Genomic DNA, 14,090 nt, shown 5'->3' with positions numbered 1-14,090 from the left:
ATAGTTTGTTACATTTGTCAACTAAAATAATAACAATAATATATGAAAATATCAGTAATAGGAACAGGTTATGTTGGATTGGTTACAGGGACTTGTTTAGCAGAAACAGGAAACGATGTTCTTTGTATTGACATCAATCAAAGCAAAATTGACCAAATGCGTCAAGGTATTGTTCCAATCTATGAACCACATCTAGATGTTTTATTTGAAAGAAATATTAAAGCTAACAGGCTTAATTTCTCTACATCATTGGTAGATGGTTTAGATCATGGAGAGATTATTTTTCTCGCATTGCCAACACCAGAAGATGAAGATGGTTCTGCAGATTTATCATATGTGCTTGGAGTAGCTAAGGAGATAGGTAAAGAAATAAAAGATTATAAGGTAATTGTAGACAAAAGCACGGTGCCTGTTGGTACTTCAGATAAAGTAAAAGCTGTAATTGCTAACGAAACCAATGTGGATTTTGATGTTGTTTCAAATCCTGAGTTTTTAAGAGAAGGATTTGCAGTTGACGATTTTATGAAACCAGAACGTATCGTTGTAGGTTCGAGTTCTGAGAGGGCAACAAATCTCATGGAAAAATTATACAAGCCTTTTGTGCGCTCTGGTAATCCAATACTAGTTATGGATGAACGTTCTGCTGAACTCACTAAATATGCTGCCAATTCATTCCTGGCAACCAAGATTACATTTATGAATGAAATCGCTAACTTCTGCGAGAAAGTTGGTGCAGATGTAGATAAAGTGAGAGTGGGTATGGGAACCGACTCTAGAATAGGAAAACGATTTTTATTTCCAGGTATTGGATATGGTGGCTCTTGTTTTCCAAAAGACGTTAAAGCTCTATATAAATCAGGTCAGGACAACAATTACGAATTTGACATATTGAAATCTGTAATTAAGGTCAATGACACTCAAAAGAGAATATTGATACCTAAGATTGAGTCTCATTTTAACAACGACTTGAAAGGAAAAACATTTGGAATCTGGGGCTTGGCATTTAAACCAGAAACTGATGATATAAGAGAAGCTCCATCTTTATACATGATTCAAGATCTTCTAAATAAAGGAGCCTCAATGAGAGTTTTTGACCCTGAAGCAATGTCAAACGTCCAGAAAAAATTTGAAGACAAACTCTATTATGCCGACAATATGTATGATGCTTTGACAGATGTCGATGCTTTGATTATCTGTACAGAATGGAGTATATTTAGAACACCAGACTTTCAAAAATTAAGATCTGAAATGAAAAGTCATGTGATTTTTGACGGAAGAAATCTATATGACGTAAATGACGTAAAAAATGAAGGGTTTTCATATACATCGATAGGAAGACATAATATTTCATAATGAAAAATGTACTCATAACAGGAGCTGCTGGATTTTTAGGATCTCATTTATGTGATCGCTTCATTAAGGAAGGGTTTCATGTTATTGGAATGGATAACTTCATAACAGGAGATAAACGCAACCTAGAGCACTTAAATTCAAATCCAAATTTTGAATTCATAGAGCATGATGTTACTGAGCATATCAACATTGAAAAAGACATAGATTACATATTGCATTTTGCATCACCTGCTAGTCCAATAGACTATTTAAAAATACCAATACAGACGCTTAAAGTAGGATCTTTAGGCACTCATAATTTATTAGGCCTGGCCAAAGCAAAAAAAGCGAGATTATTAATTGCATCTACATCTGAGGTATATGGCGACCCTCTTGTGCACCCACAAACTGAAGATTATTATGGTAATGTAAATACTATTGGTCCAAGAGGAGTGTATGATGAGGCTAAACGCTTTCAGGAATCTATTACCATGGCCTATCATAGATTTCATGGTTTAGAAACTAGAATCGTTAGAATTTTTAATACCTACGGACCAAGGATGAGACTTAATGATGGAAGAGTAATCCCAGCATTTATGGGGCAAGCATTAAGAGGTGAAGATTTGACTGTTTTTGGTGATGGATTACAAACACGATCGTTTTGTTACATCGATGATCAAATTGAAGGAATTTACAGATTGCTTTTTAGTGATTATCCGTATCCTGTTAATATTGGTAATCCACATGAGATTTCTATTAGAGATTTTGCAGAAGAAATTATCAAGCTTACTAATACTAAGCAAAAAGTGGTTTATAAAGAATTACCTGTTGATGATCCTTTACAAAGACAACCCGATATCTCATTAGCTAAAAAGTTACTAAATTGGGAGCCAATAGTATCCCGAGAAGAGGGAATGAGAAAAACCTATGAGTATTTTCAAGGGTTATCTCAAGAAGATTTATTTAAAAAAGAACATAGAGATTTTTCAAAACACATAAAAACATAAATTGAGCTTATTTAAACACGGAAGATATTCAGGTTATTTAAGACCCATTTCATACTTAATCGATTTAAGTATTATTAATGGGTTTGCCTTATTGTATTTTTTTAAAAATATTGACCCTTTTGTTTTTGTGGCTTTTTCTACAATATCATGGGTAACTTTATCTGTGTATTCAAATTTTTATGAGGTTTACAGGTATACTAGAGAAGTAAAGATATTGTCTTTAACATTAACGCAAATGGTATTGTTTACATTGATAATGTTCTCTTTCTCTGGGTATTATCCTGATTTGAATATATATCCACCCACCATATTTAAATACATTATTGCTGTATTTTTATGCATATCGTTCTTTAAGCTTACAGTCTACTATTTGTTACAAAAATATAGAATATCCTTTGGCGGAAACTTCAGAAAAACGGTCATTTTTGGAGATAATAAAAAAACACATGCACTTGAAAACTTTTTCAATAAGAACCCAGAATACGGATACGTACATGTAAAGACGTTCTGTTTTAAGGATAAAAAGGACACCAATATTGAAACGTATTTTGAGTATATTAAAGATGCTGAAATCGATGAAATTTACTGCTCAATCTCTGAGTTGACCAACTCACAAATTAGTGAAATTGTAGACTTTGCAGATAACAATTTGAAAATACTAAAGTTTCTCCCTGACAATAAAGAAATTTATTCTAAAAAACTTAAGTATGAGTACTATGATTATATTCCTATTTTATCATTAAGGGATATCCCTCTGGAGGACTCTTTCAATATGGTTGTGAAACGAATATTTGATATCTTTTTTTCTAGTCTTGTCATCATATTTATCTTGTCATGGCTAACACCTATCATCGCTATTTTAATTAAAATTGAATCTAAAGGTCCTGTGTTTTTTAAGCAGTCCAGAAATGGATTTAATTACAAAGAGTTTGACTGTTATAAGTTTAGGTCTATGACGCCTAATAAAGATGCTCATTTATTTCAGGCTACTCGTGGAGATCAACGAATTACCAAAATCGGGAAGTTCATTAGGAAGACCAGTATTGACGAATTACCACAGTTCTTTAATGTTCTTTTTGGTGATATGTCTGTCGTAGGTCCTAGACCTCATATGGTAAGTCATACTAACATTTACGCAAAGAAAATAGATAAATTCATGGTACGCCATTTTGTTAAACCGGGAATTACTGGTTTAGCACAAGTTAGTGGCTTTAGAGGTGAAATAGAAACAGATAAAGACATCATCGGACGAGTAAAATATGATATTTTCTACATCGAAAACTGGTCAATACTTTTAGACCTGAAAATAATTACACAAACGTTTGTAAATGCTGTTAAGGGAGAAGATAAGGCTTATTAAAGCAGTCCTTTTAGCCGCTTCAACTGCTCTGTGAAATCAAAATTAGAGACTGCTGTATGTTGAATACTTTTTTTGTATGTTTCTGAAATTTGAGAAGCATCAATTTTAGAGATCACATGGTTTAGATTATCATAATCTCCAGCTTCAGCAACCCATCCTAAATTGTTTTGCTCAATAATTGTTTCTCCTTCTCCTCCTCCAAAATAGAGCATCGGCAAGCCTAAGCGAGCGTATTCAAAAATTTTTGAAGGAACACTACCGTAAATTCTATTCAATAACGGAATAATAGCAACATCATACTGCATTAATATTACATGAAGCTCCTCTCTTGTAACTCGACCATGAAAACTGATAGGTAATTCTGGATGTGTAGAAATAAAGTGTTCAATTTTAGATTGTTCGGCACCAGAGCCATAGATATGAAATTCAATATTTGAATAGTCTAATTCATTACAAAGCTTATAAATACCTTGAGCAATACCTAAAAGTCCAGCATAGACAATCTTTAGTTTGTTTTGAGTCTTGGTTTGTTGTAATGAAGGGATTTCAAAATCTGGAAAATTTCGATATAAAAATGTGGGCTTATCTTTTAAAATTGAAGTTACATGAGTCAATATTTCCTCACTTTGTCCTAAAACTAAACTTGCTTTGTTATAATTGAACCGTTCAATTTTTTCTAATAACCGATAACTGAAATTTTTTTTAAACGCACCCAGTTCAAGACCAGCTATTGGCCAAAGATCACTCACGTTCAATACTAGGTTTCTATTTTTTCGTTTTAAGAATAACATACATGTAAAAGCGACAAGTAGAGGAGGAGACTGGATAATGACCGTTTTAGGAATTTTATTCCACATAAAAAACCAAACCAAACTAAAACTATAAGAGAGCATAGCAACTAATCTAAGTAGTTTGTTTTTAGAATTACTTGCATAGATCCACAATCTGTAGATCTTCATGTCTTTTTCAACTGATGTATGTTTGAATTTGCCCTTATACCCTTCAAATATTTTCCCTGTTGGATAGTTTGGTAAGGGAGTGAGAACTTTTACATTAAAATCATGTTGTTGCAATCCATTTGCCATTTGGTAGATTCTATTGGATGCAGCACCAATTTCTGGTGGAAAATAACTGGTTATGATCAATAAATCTTTACTCATGATGTTGAGGTTACAAAGGATGTAAACTGTTTTAATTTTCCGCTTACAGAACGTTCTAATTCTTCATGTCTCTCGAAAGTAATGGTCAATCCGTTCTCAAGATAGCGCTCCATTTCCTCAGTGATTATATTTGTTTTCTCCTCAGAAAGCACAAAAGTACTTACATATTTGATATTGAAAAGGTGTTTGTCTAATTGTTCAATAATAAATTCTTTAACATTTCCATCGTCTTCAATGATACTCTTGGTAATGTAATAAAATGTTAATCCAGCAGCTTTTTTTCCGCTAGGTAAAATAGCAATATCATTAGTTCTACCAATAAGTGTTTTTAGAATCGGCAGTTTTAAGGTACTTTGTTCAGAAAGCACACCTATATCACCAATATCATATCTAATGAACGGGTGAGCTTTATTGTAAAGGGATGTGATAACAACTCGCCCTTCCTCTCCGTATGGCAATACATTGTCATTATCATCCAATATTTCCACATAAAGAGTCTCACTATTCACTTGCCAATCGCTATTAGGATTCTGAAACGCAATAAGATCTAATTCAGAAGCACCATATTCGTTAATTACAGGCACGCTAAATTGTTCCTCCATAAGCACCTTGTCGTCTTCAAATAACATTTCCGAAGTTACTACACAAGCCTTTAATGTTGGACATATTGTTTTTAAATTCATTTCTTTTCGATTTAAAAACTTAGCAAATTGAACAATAGGACTTGTATATCCATTGATATAATCAAACGCTGTGGACTTGAACTTTTTTAAGAGCTTTTCAAATGCAGCATCGCTAAGATCAAAAACAGAGAACCTATGACGATTGCTTAAACTATCCTTAACTCTTTCTTTATAATAGCCTTTTTTATCTAAAGGAATACCATAAAACCTAGCTTGTTTAGACGTATTGAAATCTAAGCCGTACCATCCAAACCGATTTTGAATAACTGCCCAAGTCAATGCATGACAGAATTTATCTTTAGCAAACACAAAAGGGTCTCCAGATGAACCAGAGGTTTTATTAACATAAACACGTTTTGTTGTAAATCCGTCTGACAGCCGTTCTTCAAGAGGTTTTTGAAGATCTCGCTTGGTCATTACAGGAACGGTATGCCAGACTTTAGGATCAATAGAGGCAGCCATTGACCTATAAAAGGAATTATGCTCTAAATGATAATTAATAATAGCTTGTAATTTCTGATCGAGAAAAGACTTAAAGTCTGTATTTGTTATATTTTGAATTTGAACCAATTCAGCTTTAGCCTTTTTTAAAGGAAAACCATTGAGTTGTAAAGAAAAATCGAAAAGGTTCAAAAAAGCAGAGTGTTTGTATTTGTTGTAAAGTAAAGAAAAAAAAGTCTTGTTGCGAAGTTTACTTAAAAGCTAAAAACGATTATTTTTACACAAACAAATTGAAAACATGACAATCTTAATTCTTGGTTCTGGAGGTAGAGAACACACATTTGCTTGGAAAACAGCTCAAAGTCCCTTGTGCGATAAGCTTTTTGTGGCTCCAGGAAACTCTGGTACAGCGCAAATAGCTACAAATGTCAATATTAAAGTAACCGATTTTGAAGCGATTAAAGCTTTGGTTTTAGAACACGATATTGACATGGTGGTTGTCGGACCAGAAGATCCATTGGTTCAAGGTGTGCATGACTTCTTTTTAAATGATGATCAACTCAAAAACATTGCAGTTATTGGACCTCAGAAAGCGGCTGCAGAACTTGAGGGAAGTAAAGAATTTGCCAAAGAATTTTTGTTTAGACATCATATTCCAACAGCGGCTTATCAAAGCTTTGATTCCAGTACAGTAGAAGAAGGGTGTCGGTTTTTAGAAACTTTAAACCCACCTTATGTTTTAAAAGCAGACGGTTTAGCGGCTGGTAAGGGTGTTTTGATTTTAAACAATTTAGATGAGGCCAAAACCGAACTTAAGAATATGCTTGTTGAGGCTAAGTTTGGAGAAGCGAGCTCTAAAGTTGTTATTGAAGAATTTTTAGATGGTATAGAGTTAAGTTGTTTTGTCTTAACTGACGGTAAAAACTATAAGATTCTGCCAACAGCTAAAGATTACAAACGTATTGGAGAAGGTGATACTGGATTAAATACAGGTGGAATGGGAGCCATATCTCCAGTTCCTTTTGCTACGGAAGCGTTTTTAAATAAGATAGAGGAGCGTATAGTTAAACCAACTATTAATGGATTGGTTAAAGATAATCTACCTTATAAGGGCTTTGTGTTTATTGGTCTGATTAAAGTAGGAGACGACCCAAAAGTTATCGAGTACAACGTGAGAATGGGAGACCCAGAAACCGAAGTTGTTTTACCTCGACTTAAAACTGATTTGGTTGAAATTTTTAAAGCCATTTCTGAAGAGCGTCTCAATGAGATTGATATTGAAATAGATGAGCGAGCTGCTACAACAGTAATGTTGGTGTCTGGAGGTTATCCTGAAGCTTACGAAAAAGGAAAAGAGATTACAGGTTTAGATGCCATAGAAGGTTCTATTCCATTTCATGCTGGAGCAACAATTAAAGACGGAAAAGTAGTAACTTCTGGAGGTCGTGTAATGGCAATAACATCCTATGGTAATACCTATCAGGAGGCCATAAAAAAATCTTATCAAAATATAGATAAACTACACTTTGATAAGATGAATTATCGAAAAGATATTGGATTCGATTTATAGATAAGAATGAGAGGTAATACTTTTATCCTCTTCATTGTTATCATTGTATTTTTTTAGTTGTAACATCCAATACACCATGGCAACAATACCAATGATGATAAACATCCATGAGATGATGTTTGCACTCCACCAGTTTTCTAGCTCTAAGGCTCTTAATGCATCAAATGGAGCAAATAAGACATTGACGAATAAATCTTGTATAGCGTAAAAAAAGTCTTTCATTATATTGATATTTTTAGAATCTCTTATCGAGCTTCAAGGGTATAATCATATATTTACAGTGCAAAATTACGTATTTTTTTCATTTTAAACCACAGCAATGATTTCAAATTTTTTTAGTAAATCTAAACCCATTAACTATATTGTAGTTAGTGTGATGCTATTGTTGGTTTTTGTACTGACTAAATTTAAATTTTTACCCAAGCATTTTGATGTGATGATTTTCACAAAACAAACAGGACTGTTCTTAACGTGTCTGCTCTCTATTTTTGTATTTGATTTTTTAGTTTCCCGAAATAGCCTTACCAAAAAAAACAGTTATAACATTGTATTGTTTGTCTTATTCATTGCTATTTTACCACAAGTGTTACTCAATACTAATGCTTTGTTTGCTAACCTATTTATACTTTTAGCATTACGTCGTTTAATTAGTTTAAGATCAAAAAAAGACATTAAAAAGAAATTGTTTGACGCCTCGTTTTGGATCTCACTAGCAACACTATTATATTTTTGGGCGTCAGTATTTTTTATTTTGGTTTTTGCTGCGCTTCTGGTATATGCAATTACAGATTTAAAAAATTATATTATTCCTATAGTAGGAATAGCAACAGTAGCCGTAATTAGCATTTCCTATTTGACCGTCATGAATGAAGACATTGTCAATTATGCCTCCCAATTGATTGATTTTAGCTTAGATTTCAGTGTTTTAAATTCGAAACAAATCATAATTGGATCTACGCTATTATTGTCCTTTGGCTTATGGTCTTTGTTCTACTATATAAAAAACATTAAATCTCAAATGAAAAGCTACAGACCATCTTTTAGTTTGGTATTGATAGCTGCGCTTCTGGGACTTCTTATCATCGGTTTTGCGCCTTCGAAGAACGGAAGTGAGTTTATTTTCCTTTTTGCTCCTCTATCTATTATTATTACAAATTATCTTGAAGTTATTTCTGAAAAATGGTTTAGAGAAACCATACTTTGGGTGTTTATTTTAACTCCAGTAGCAATATTATTGTTGTAATTTTTCTCCAAAGGCCAAATCTCCAGCATCACCCAAACCAGGTACAATATAGCCTTTATCACTCAAGGTTTCGTCAATTGCAGCAATCCATAGGTGTGTATCTTTTCCGAAGTGCTCATTGACATAATCCACTCCATCCTGAGCACCAATTACACTAACTAAATGGATGTTTTTTGGCTTACCAAAAGGTTTCAATGCTTCAAAAGTTGCCACCATAGACTGTCCGGTTGCAAGCATAGGATCAGCCAAAACAAGTGTCTTTCCTTCCAGACATGGACAAGCCAGATACTCAACAATAATTTCAAAAGTTTCTGGATTATCTTTATGATGCCTGTAGGCAGAAATAAATGCGTTTTCAGCATCGTCAAAATAATTAAGTAATCCACTATGTAAAGGAACACCAGCTCTCAAAATAGAACACAATACAATATCATCATTAAATAATTCTGTGTTTTTTTTACCTAAAGGTGTCGTGATTATTTCTGACTTGTAGTCTAGTGTTTTACTCATCTCATAACACAAAATTTCTCCAATGCGTTCAATATTTCGTCTAAAACGCATTCGATCTTTTTGAATGTCTACATCTCTAATTTCAGAAATAAACGAATTTAAAATAGAATTTTGTTGAGATAGATTGTGAATGTGCATGTTTTGAACTTGAATTTAAGAATGCTAAAGTTAATAAATACCTATATATTTGCACTTTAAAATCACACATTATGTTCTCAGAGAATGCAAATAAAATATTTCAAGCTGTAATTGAAAAATATCATGTTATTAATACGGTTGATCAGCCATTTACTAATGCTTATGATAAAAACACAAACTTAATTGAGCATTTGCTATATAGAAAATGCTGGATAGACACAGTACAATGGCACTATGAAGACATTATTCGTGATCCACAAATAGAGCCTGTTGCAGCGTTAAAGCTGAAACGTCAAATTGATGCTTCTAATCAGGACAGAACAGATATGGTGGAGTATATAGACAGTTACTTTCTTGAAAAGTATAAAAATGTAACCCCTAAAACAAATGCCACTATTAATACTGAAAGTCCAGCTTGGGGAATTGATAGACTATCTATTTTAGCTCTTAAAATCTATCATATGAATGAAGAGGCAACACGTTCTGATGCTTCAGATACTCATCGTGATGCATGTCAAAAGAAATTAGATATTTTATTAGAGCAACGCGTAGATCTATCAACAGCTATTGATACGCTTTTAGATGATATTAGTAAAGGCGATAAATACATGAAGGTCTACAAGCAGATGAAGATGTATAATGATGACGAGTTGAACCCAGTATTACGCTCACAAAAATAATAGGTGTCATTCACAGCAAATTAAGAATCATCCTCATAAGATGATTTTATGATGCTTGATATGACATGACTTTTTATTTATGTCAAAACAACCTAAACACATTCTAGTCATTCGCCTCTCAGCAATGGGAGACGTGGCAATGACCGTTCCTGTGCTTAGGGCACTAAGTTCTCAATATCCCACAGTAAAGGTTACTGTTCTAACAAAGCCTTTTTTTAAACCACTTTTTAAAACCCTAAACAATGTCTCGGTTTTTGAAGCCGATATTAAAGGAAAACATAAAGGTGTTATTGGTTTATGGAAGCTTTCTCGAGAGTTAAGGCGCTTAGAGTTTGATGTTGTAGCCGATTTACATAATGTGTTACGCAGTAAGATTTTAAAATATTTTTTCTTCGGAAAAAAAGTTATTCAAATTGACAAAGGTCGCCAAGAGAAAAAAGCCTTAGTCAGTGGTCAAAATTTTAAACAGCTTGCAACAACACATCAACGTTATGCTGAGGTTTTTGAAAAGCTTGGTTATGCTGTGGATTTAGACCATTCTACTTTTCCTAAGAAAGAAAACCTAAGATCTAAGTATTTACAAGTCATCGGAAAAGACTCGAGACCATGGATTGGAATTGCACCTTTTGCAGCTTTTAAAGGTAAAATGTATCCCTTGGATTCAATGAATAAGGTTGTTGAATATTTATCTCAAGAGTATAAGGTTTTACTATTTGGAGCTGGAAATGAAGAAGCTCAAGCGTTGAATACAATGGCTAATCAATACGACAATGTCACAAATCTTGCAGGTCGGTTTTCGTTAGATGAAGAGTTGGATATCATATCTAATTTAGACCTTATGATTGCTATGGATTCTGGCAACGCGCATTTGGCAGCAATGTTAGGTGTAAAAACACTAACAATTTGGGGAGTAACACATCCTTATGCTGGTTTTTTACCTTTTAATCACACTATAGATTCTGCAATTCTTGCCGATAGACATAAATTCCCAAAAATCCCAACTTCGGTGTATGGTAATAAACTACCTGAAGGCTACGAAAATGCAATAAGTTCAATTACTCCAGAACGAATTATTTCAAAAATAACAGCTACTTTAAACTAAAAAAAAGCCTCATTCCAGAAGAATGAGGCAAGATTTAGAATTATTTAGATAATCCCTATGATTAAATTCTAATCGGGAACTAAGTTATTTTGATTAACATTAGCCGTCAAGTATTTGTAAGAATATCTTCGTTATTTTCGATAAAGTGTTAGTTTTCAAAGACTAAAAGTGTAATTCTTAGGTGAGTTGCTTTTTAGACATCATCATAATCAACAAAAAGAGTAGGGGTTGTTGGGTGTGCTTGGCACGTTAGGATTAATCCCTCAGCTAGTTCTCCATCTGTTAAGATATTGTTTTGTCTCATTGTTGCCTTACCTTCTGTGATTTTAGCGATACAACTACTACATATTCCGCCTTGACAGGAATAAGGAGCATCTAAGTCTTCAGCAAGAGCAGCTTCAAGAACAGTTTTTTTCTGATCCATAACAAATGACGCTTCTTCATCATCTATTAGCACAGTTACTTTTGTTTGTCCCTCTAGAACAACAGTATCATCTAGAGACGAATCTTCTGCAACAGGTACTGTAAATAACTCAAAAAGAATTTGCGTCTTTTGGATTCCATGATCTATTAAGACATCTTTTACAGTATAGATCATTTGCTCTGGTCCACAGATATAGAAGCTATCGATATCACGATCTTTGTATTGATTTTTAATAATAAAATTCACTGTACTTTTTTCTATACGTCCAAATAGTGCACCTTCTTCCTGGCTTTGACTAAACACAAATTTTACCTTAAAACGATCACCATATTCTGAACTCAGTCTTAAAATTTCATCAAAGAAAATAGTGTCTTCCGGTGTTTTATTTCCGTAGATTAAAATAAACGTACTGTTTGGCTCTTCTTCTAAAAGTGTTTTTGCAATACTCATTATTGGAGTAATACCACTACCAGCGGCAAACGCAGCAATTGTTCTATTAGCAGCAGGGTTGGGTTCAAAAACAAAACGACCGTTAGGTGGTGCAACATCTATAGCATCACCAATCTTAAGGGATTGATTGGCATACTTAGAAAAAGTACCATGTTCAACCTCTTTAATTGCAACCTTAAGCTCATTACTTTTTGGAGAGGTACAAATAGAGTAATCTCTCCTAACTTCATCACCATTTATAATCAATCTAAGAGTAATGTATTGACCTGCTTTGAAGTTATATTCAGAACGTAAATGGGCTGGAATCTCAAAACCAACGGAAACTGCTTTTTGGGTTTCTCTTGTAATACTATTTATATGGAGTTGATGAAATTGTGACATAGATTTATTTTTTGCAAAAATAAGGAATCCAACTAGGATTTGTATTTTAGTTGTAACAAAAAAAGGTTTTAGAACACTAACCTTTCGTACTTAATAAAAATAAGCAGACTCAAACCATCCAAAAATTATGAGACTTAAACATTTTTTGAATTTAGAGTGGAAACAATTTTTCCGTTCAGCAAGTTTTGGTAAAAGTGTAGCACTTAATATTTTAATGATATTCTTCGCACTCTATTTTATGGTCTCATTTTTAGTTATGGGTATTTTCCTATATCCTGGACTAAAAAAAGTGTTTCCTGATCAAGATCCATTTACAACACTAAATAGTTTCTTGTTTTTTTACATTTTGGTGGATGTTTTAATGCGTTTTTTTTTACAGAAATTACCAGTAATGTCTGTAAAACCGTTATTGCCTTTGCCTGTCAAGCGAAATAAAGTGGTTCACTATGTATTACGCAAGTCGGCATTTTCATTTTTTAACTTTTTACCCTTATTCGCTTTTATTCCATTTAGTATTAAGCTGTTAATAGAAGGGTATCCAACAGGATCAGTGTTAGCATGGTTGTTTGCAATAATTCTAGTAACCTTAATTATTAACTTTTTAAACTTTGTTATTGAGAGTTTTTCTTCGGAAACAGAGCTGTCTTTTCTTCCTATTATTGTTCTGGCTGGTGGTGTTTTTGCACTAAATCATTTTAATATCATATCGTTTGCAGAATTGGTGAGCCAAGGGTTTACAGCAATCTATAACAATCCTATTTTGATTTTGATACCGATTCTGGTTTTAACAGGTCTATATTTGGTGAATTTCAAGCAGCTTAAATCTAAATTATACCTCGATAGTTCTTTAAAGACAAAAGTTACAGAGGTTAATGCCTCTAATATGGAGTGGACCAAGCGCTTTGGTGATATTGCGCCATTTATGCAGTTGGATCTAAAACTAATTTGGAGAAACAAACGGTCTAAGTCGTCAGTTTGGATATTGATTATTGGTTTGTTATACGGATTGTTCTTTTATCCAAATCCAGCCTATGCTAATATGCCTTGGTTTTTTGCTTTTGTAGGTGTTTTTGTTACTGGAATTTTTCTTATCAATTTTGGGCAATTTATTCCAGCATGGGACAGTGGTTATTACAAAATGCTGATGAGTCAAAATATTAAGTATCAACAATATTTGAAATCCAAATGGATGTTAATGACCATGAGTGTCGTGATTTTATTTGTTTTAAGTATTCCCTACGTTTATTTTGGATGGAAAATTCTTCTTGCACATTTTGCTGCAGCTGTTTACAACATAGGTGTGAATACACATGTTATTTTATATGGAGGTTCATTTAACAGAAAGAAGATAGATCTCAATCAGCGAGCAGCTTTCAATTATCAAGGAACAGGGGCTGTACAATGGATTATCGGAATTCCATTAATGCTACTACCATTGGCGATCTTCGGTATAACATACGCTATTGCTGGTTTTGAAATAGGATGCGTTGTATTAACAGTTCTAGGGATTGCTGGAATTGTACTTCACCAAAAATTAATGAAATTCATAACACAGAAATATTTAGATTCAAAATATAAAATGATTGACGCATTTAGTCAAGACTCTTAA

General features: G+C 33.4%; 13 protein-coding genes. 8 read left to right on the top strand and 5 right to left on the bottom strand.

Going from position 1 to position 14,090, the window contains the following annotated elements:
• Positions 1–42 precede the first annotated feature (42 nt).
• Genes Q0951_RS00285 through Q0951_RS00275 form a run of 3 tightly spaced genes read left to right on the top strand, consistent with a single transcriptional unit; the run spans position 43 to position 3,699 of the window.
• The gene (locus Q0951_RS00285; RefSeq protein ID WP_299332733.1) at positions 43–1,353 is read left to right on the top strand and encodes a UDP-glucose/GDP-mannose dehydrogenase family protein; all 1,311 of its coding nucleotides are present in this window, start codon (positions 43–45) and stop codon (positions 1,351–1,353) included.
• The gene (locus Q0951_RS00280) at positions 1,353–2,339 is read left to right on the top strand and encodes a UDP-glucuronic acid decarboxylase family protein (protein WP_299332730.1); all 987 of its coding nucleotides are present in this window, start codon (positions 1,353–1,355) and stop codon (positions 2,337–2,339) included. Before Q0951_RS00285 ends, Q0951_RS00280 begins: the two co-directional genes overlap by 1 nt.
• Before the next feature lies 1 nt (position 2,340).
• Positions 2,341–3,699, top strand: a complete 1,359-nt coding sequence (locus Q0951_RS00275; protein ID WP_299332727.1) for an undecaprenyl-phosphate glucose phosphotransferase — start codon at positions 2,341–2,343, stop codon at positions 3,697–3,699.
• Here the strand turns inward: Q0951_RS00275 and Q0951_RS00270 are convergent.
• Positions 3,696–4,859, bottom strand: coding sequence for a glycosyltransferase family 4 protein (locus Q0951_RS00270; RefSeq protein WP_299332724.1), 1,164 nt, complete (start codon positions 4,857–4,859; stop codon positions 3,696–3,698). The genes Q0951_RS00275 and Q0951_RS00270 overlap by 4 nt on opposite strands.
• Complete coding sequence (locus Q0951_RS00265) at positions 4,856–6,175, bottom strand: phenylacetate--CoA ligase family protein (protein ID WP_299332721.1); 1,320 nt, start codon at positions 6,173–6,175, stop codon at positions 4,856–4,858. The genes Q0951_RS00270 and Q0951_RS00265 overlap by 4 nt, the downstream gene beginning before the upstream one ends.
• Before the next feature lie 106 nt (positions 6,176–6,281).
• On the opposite strand from Q0951_RS00265, the gene purD reads away from it, so the two are divergent.
• Positions 6,282–7,553, top strand: a complete 1,272-nt coding sequence (gene purD / locus Q0951_RS00260) for a phosphoribosylamine--glycine ligase (RefSeq protein WP_299332719.1) — start codon at positions 6,282–6,284, stop codon at positions 7,551–7,553.
• Here purD and Q0951_RS00255 read toward each other — a convergent pair.
• Positions 7,548–7,775 (bottom strand): uracil phosphoribosyltransferase, encoded by a 228-nt coding sequence (locus tag Q0951_RS00255; RefSeq protein WP_299332716.1) that lies wholly within the window; start codon positions 7,773–7,775, stop codon positions 7,548–7,550. The two genes, purD and Q0951_RS00255, sit on opposite strands and share 6 nt — an antisense overlap.
• A 97-nt stretch (positions 7,776–7,872) precedes the next feature.
• Here Q0951_RS00255 and Q0951_RS00250 point away from each other — a divergent pair, with 97 nt between their 5' ends.
• Positions 7,873–8,796 (top strand): DUF6427 family protein, encoded by a 924-nt coding sequence (locus Q0951_RS00250; protein WP_299332714.1) that lies wholly within the window; start codon positions 7,873–7,875, stop codon positions 8,794–8,796.
• On the opposite strand, the gene upp is transcribed toward Q0951_RS00250, so the two are convergent.
• Entirely contained in the window at positions 8,785–9,444 is a 660-nt protein-coding gene (gene upp / locus Q0951_RS00245) for a uracil phosphoribosyltransferase (RefSeq protein ID WP_299332711.1), read from the bottom strand. The genes Q0951_RS00250 and upp overlap by 12 nt on opposite strands.
• A gap of 71 nt (positions 9,445–9,515) precedes the next feature.
• Between upp and Q0951_RS00240 the strand changes: the two genes are divergently transcribed.
• Complete coding sequence (locus tag Q0951_RS00240; RefSeq protein ID WP_299332708.1) at positions 9,516–10,124, top strand: DUF4254 domain-containing protein; 609 nt, start codon at positions 9,516–9,518, stop codon at positions 10,122–10,124.
• Between the two features lie 79 nt (positions 10,125–10,203).
• The gene (locus Q0951_RS00235; protein ID WP_299332705.1) at positions 10,204–11,226 is read left to right on the top strand and encodes a glycosyltransferase family 9 protein; all 1,023 of its coding nucleotides are present in this window, start codon (positions 10,204–10,206) and stop codon (positions 11,224–11,226) included.
• Between the two features lie 193 nt (positions 11,227–11,419).
• Here Q0951_RS00235 and Q0951_RS00230 read toward each other — a convergent pair whose 3' ends face one another.
• On the bottom strand, positions 11,420–12,481 hold the full coding sequence (locus Q0951_RS00230) for a ferredoxin--NADP reductase (protein WP_299332702.1): 1,062 nt from the start codon (positions 12,479–12,481) through the stop codon (positions 11,420–11,422).
• 127 nt (positions 12,482–12,608) lie between these two features.
• Between Q0951_RS00230 and Q0951_RS00225 the strand changes: the two genes are divergently transcribed.
• The gene (locus Q0951_RS00225; RefSeq protein ID WP_299332700.1) at positions 12,609–14,090 is read left to right on the top strand and encodes a DUF5687 family protein; all 1,482 of its coding nucleotides are present in this window, start codon (positions 12,609–12,611) and stop codon (positions 14,088–14,090) included.

Source organism: uncultured Psychroserpens sp., from assembly GCF_947501425.1.
GTDB lineage: Bacteria > Bacteroidota > Bacteroidia > Flavobacteriales > Flavobacteriaceae > Psychroserpens.
The sequence above is the reverse complement of the archived record's forward strand: the minus strand, read 5'-3'. Positions and strand labels throughout refer to the sequence as shown.

Coding starts and splice junctions, on each gene's coding strand:
- Q0951_RS00285 (WP_299332733.1), top strand. CDS start 43: ATGAAAATATCAGTAATAGGAACAGGTTATGTTGGATTGGTTACAGGG.
- Q0951_RS00280 (WP_299332730.1), top strand. CDS start 1,353: ATGAAAAATGTACTCATAACAGGAGCTGCTGGATTTTTAGGATCTCAT.
- Q0951_RS00270 (WP_299332724.1), bottom strand. CDS start 4,859: ATGAGTAAAGATTTATTGATCATAACCAGTTATTTTCCACCAGAAATT.
- purD (WP_299332719.1), top strand. CDS start 6,282: ATGACAATCTTAATTCTTGGTTCTGGAGGTAGAGAACACACATTTGCT.
- Q0951_RS00255 (WP_299332716.1), bottom strand. CDS start 7,775: ATGAAAGACTTTTTTTACGCTATACAAGATTTATTCGTCAATGTCTTA.
- Q0951_RS00250 (WP_299332714.1), top strand. CDS start 7,873: ATGATTTCAAATTTTTTTAGTAAATCTAAACCCATTAACTATATTGTA.
- upp (WP_299332711.1), bottom strand. CDS start 9,444: ATGCACATTCACAATCTATCTCAACAAAATTCTATTTTAAATTCGTTT.
- Q0951_RS00240 (WP_299332708.1), top strand. CDS start 9,516: ATGTTCTCAGAGAATGCAAATAAAATATTTCAAGCTGTAATTGAAAAA.
- Q0951_RS00235 (WP_299332705.1), top strand. CDS start 10,204: ATGTCAAAACAACCTAAACACATTCTAGTCATTCGCCTCTCAGCAATG.
- Q0951_RS00230 (WP_299332702.1), bottom strand. CDS start 12,481: ATGTCACAATTTCATCAACTCCATATAAATAGTATTACAAGAGAAACC.
- Q0951_RS00225 (WP_299332700.1), top strand. CDS start 12,609: ATGAGACTTAAACATTTTTTGAATTTAGAGTGGAAACAATTTTTCCGT.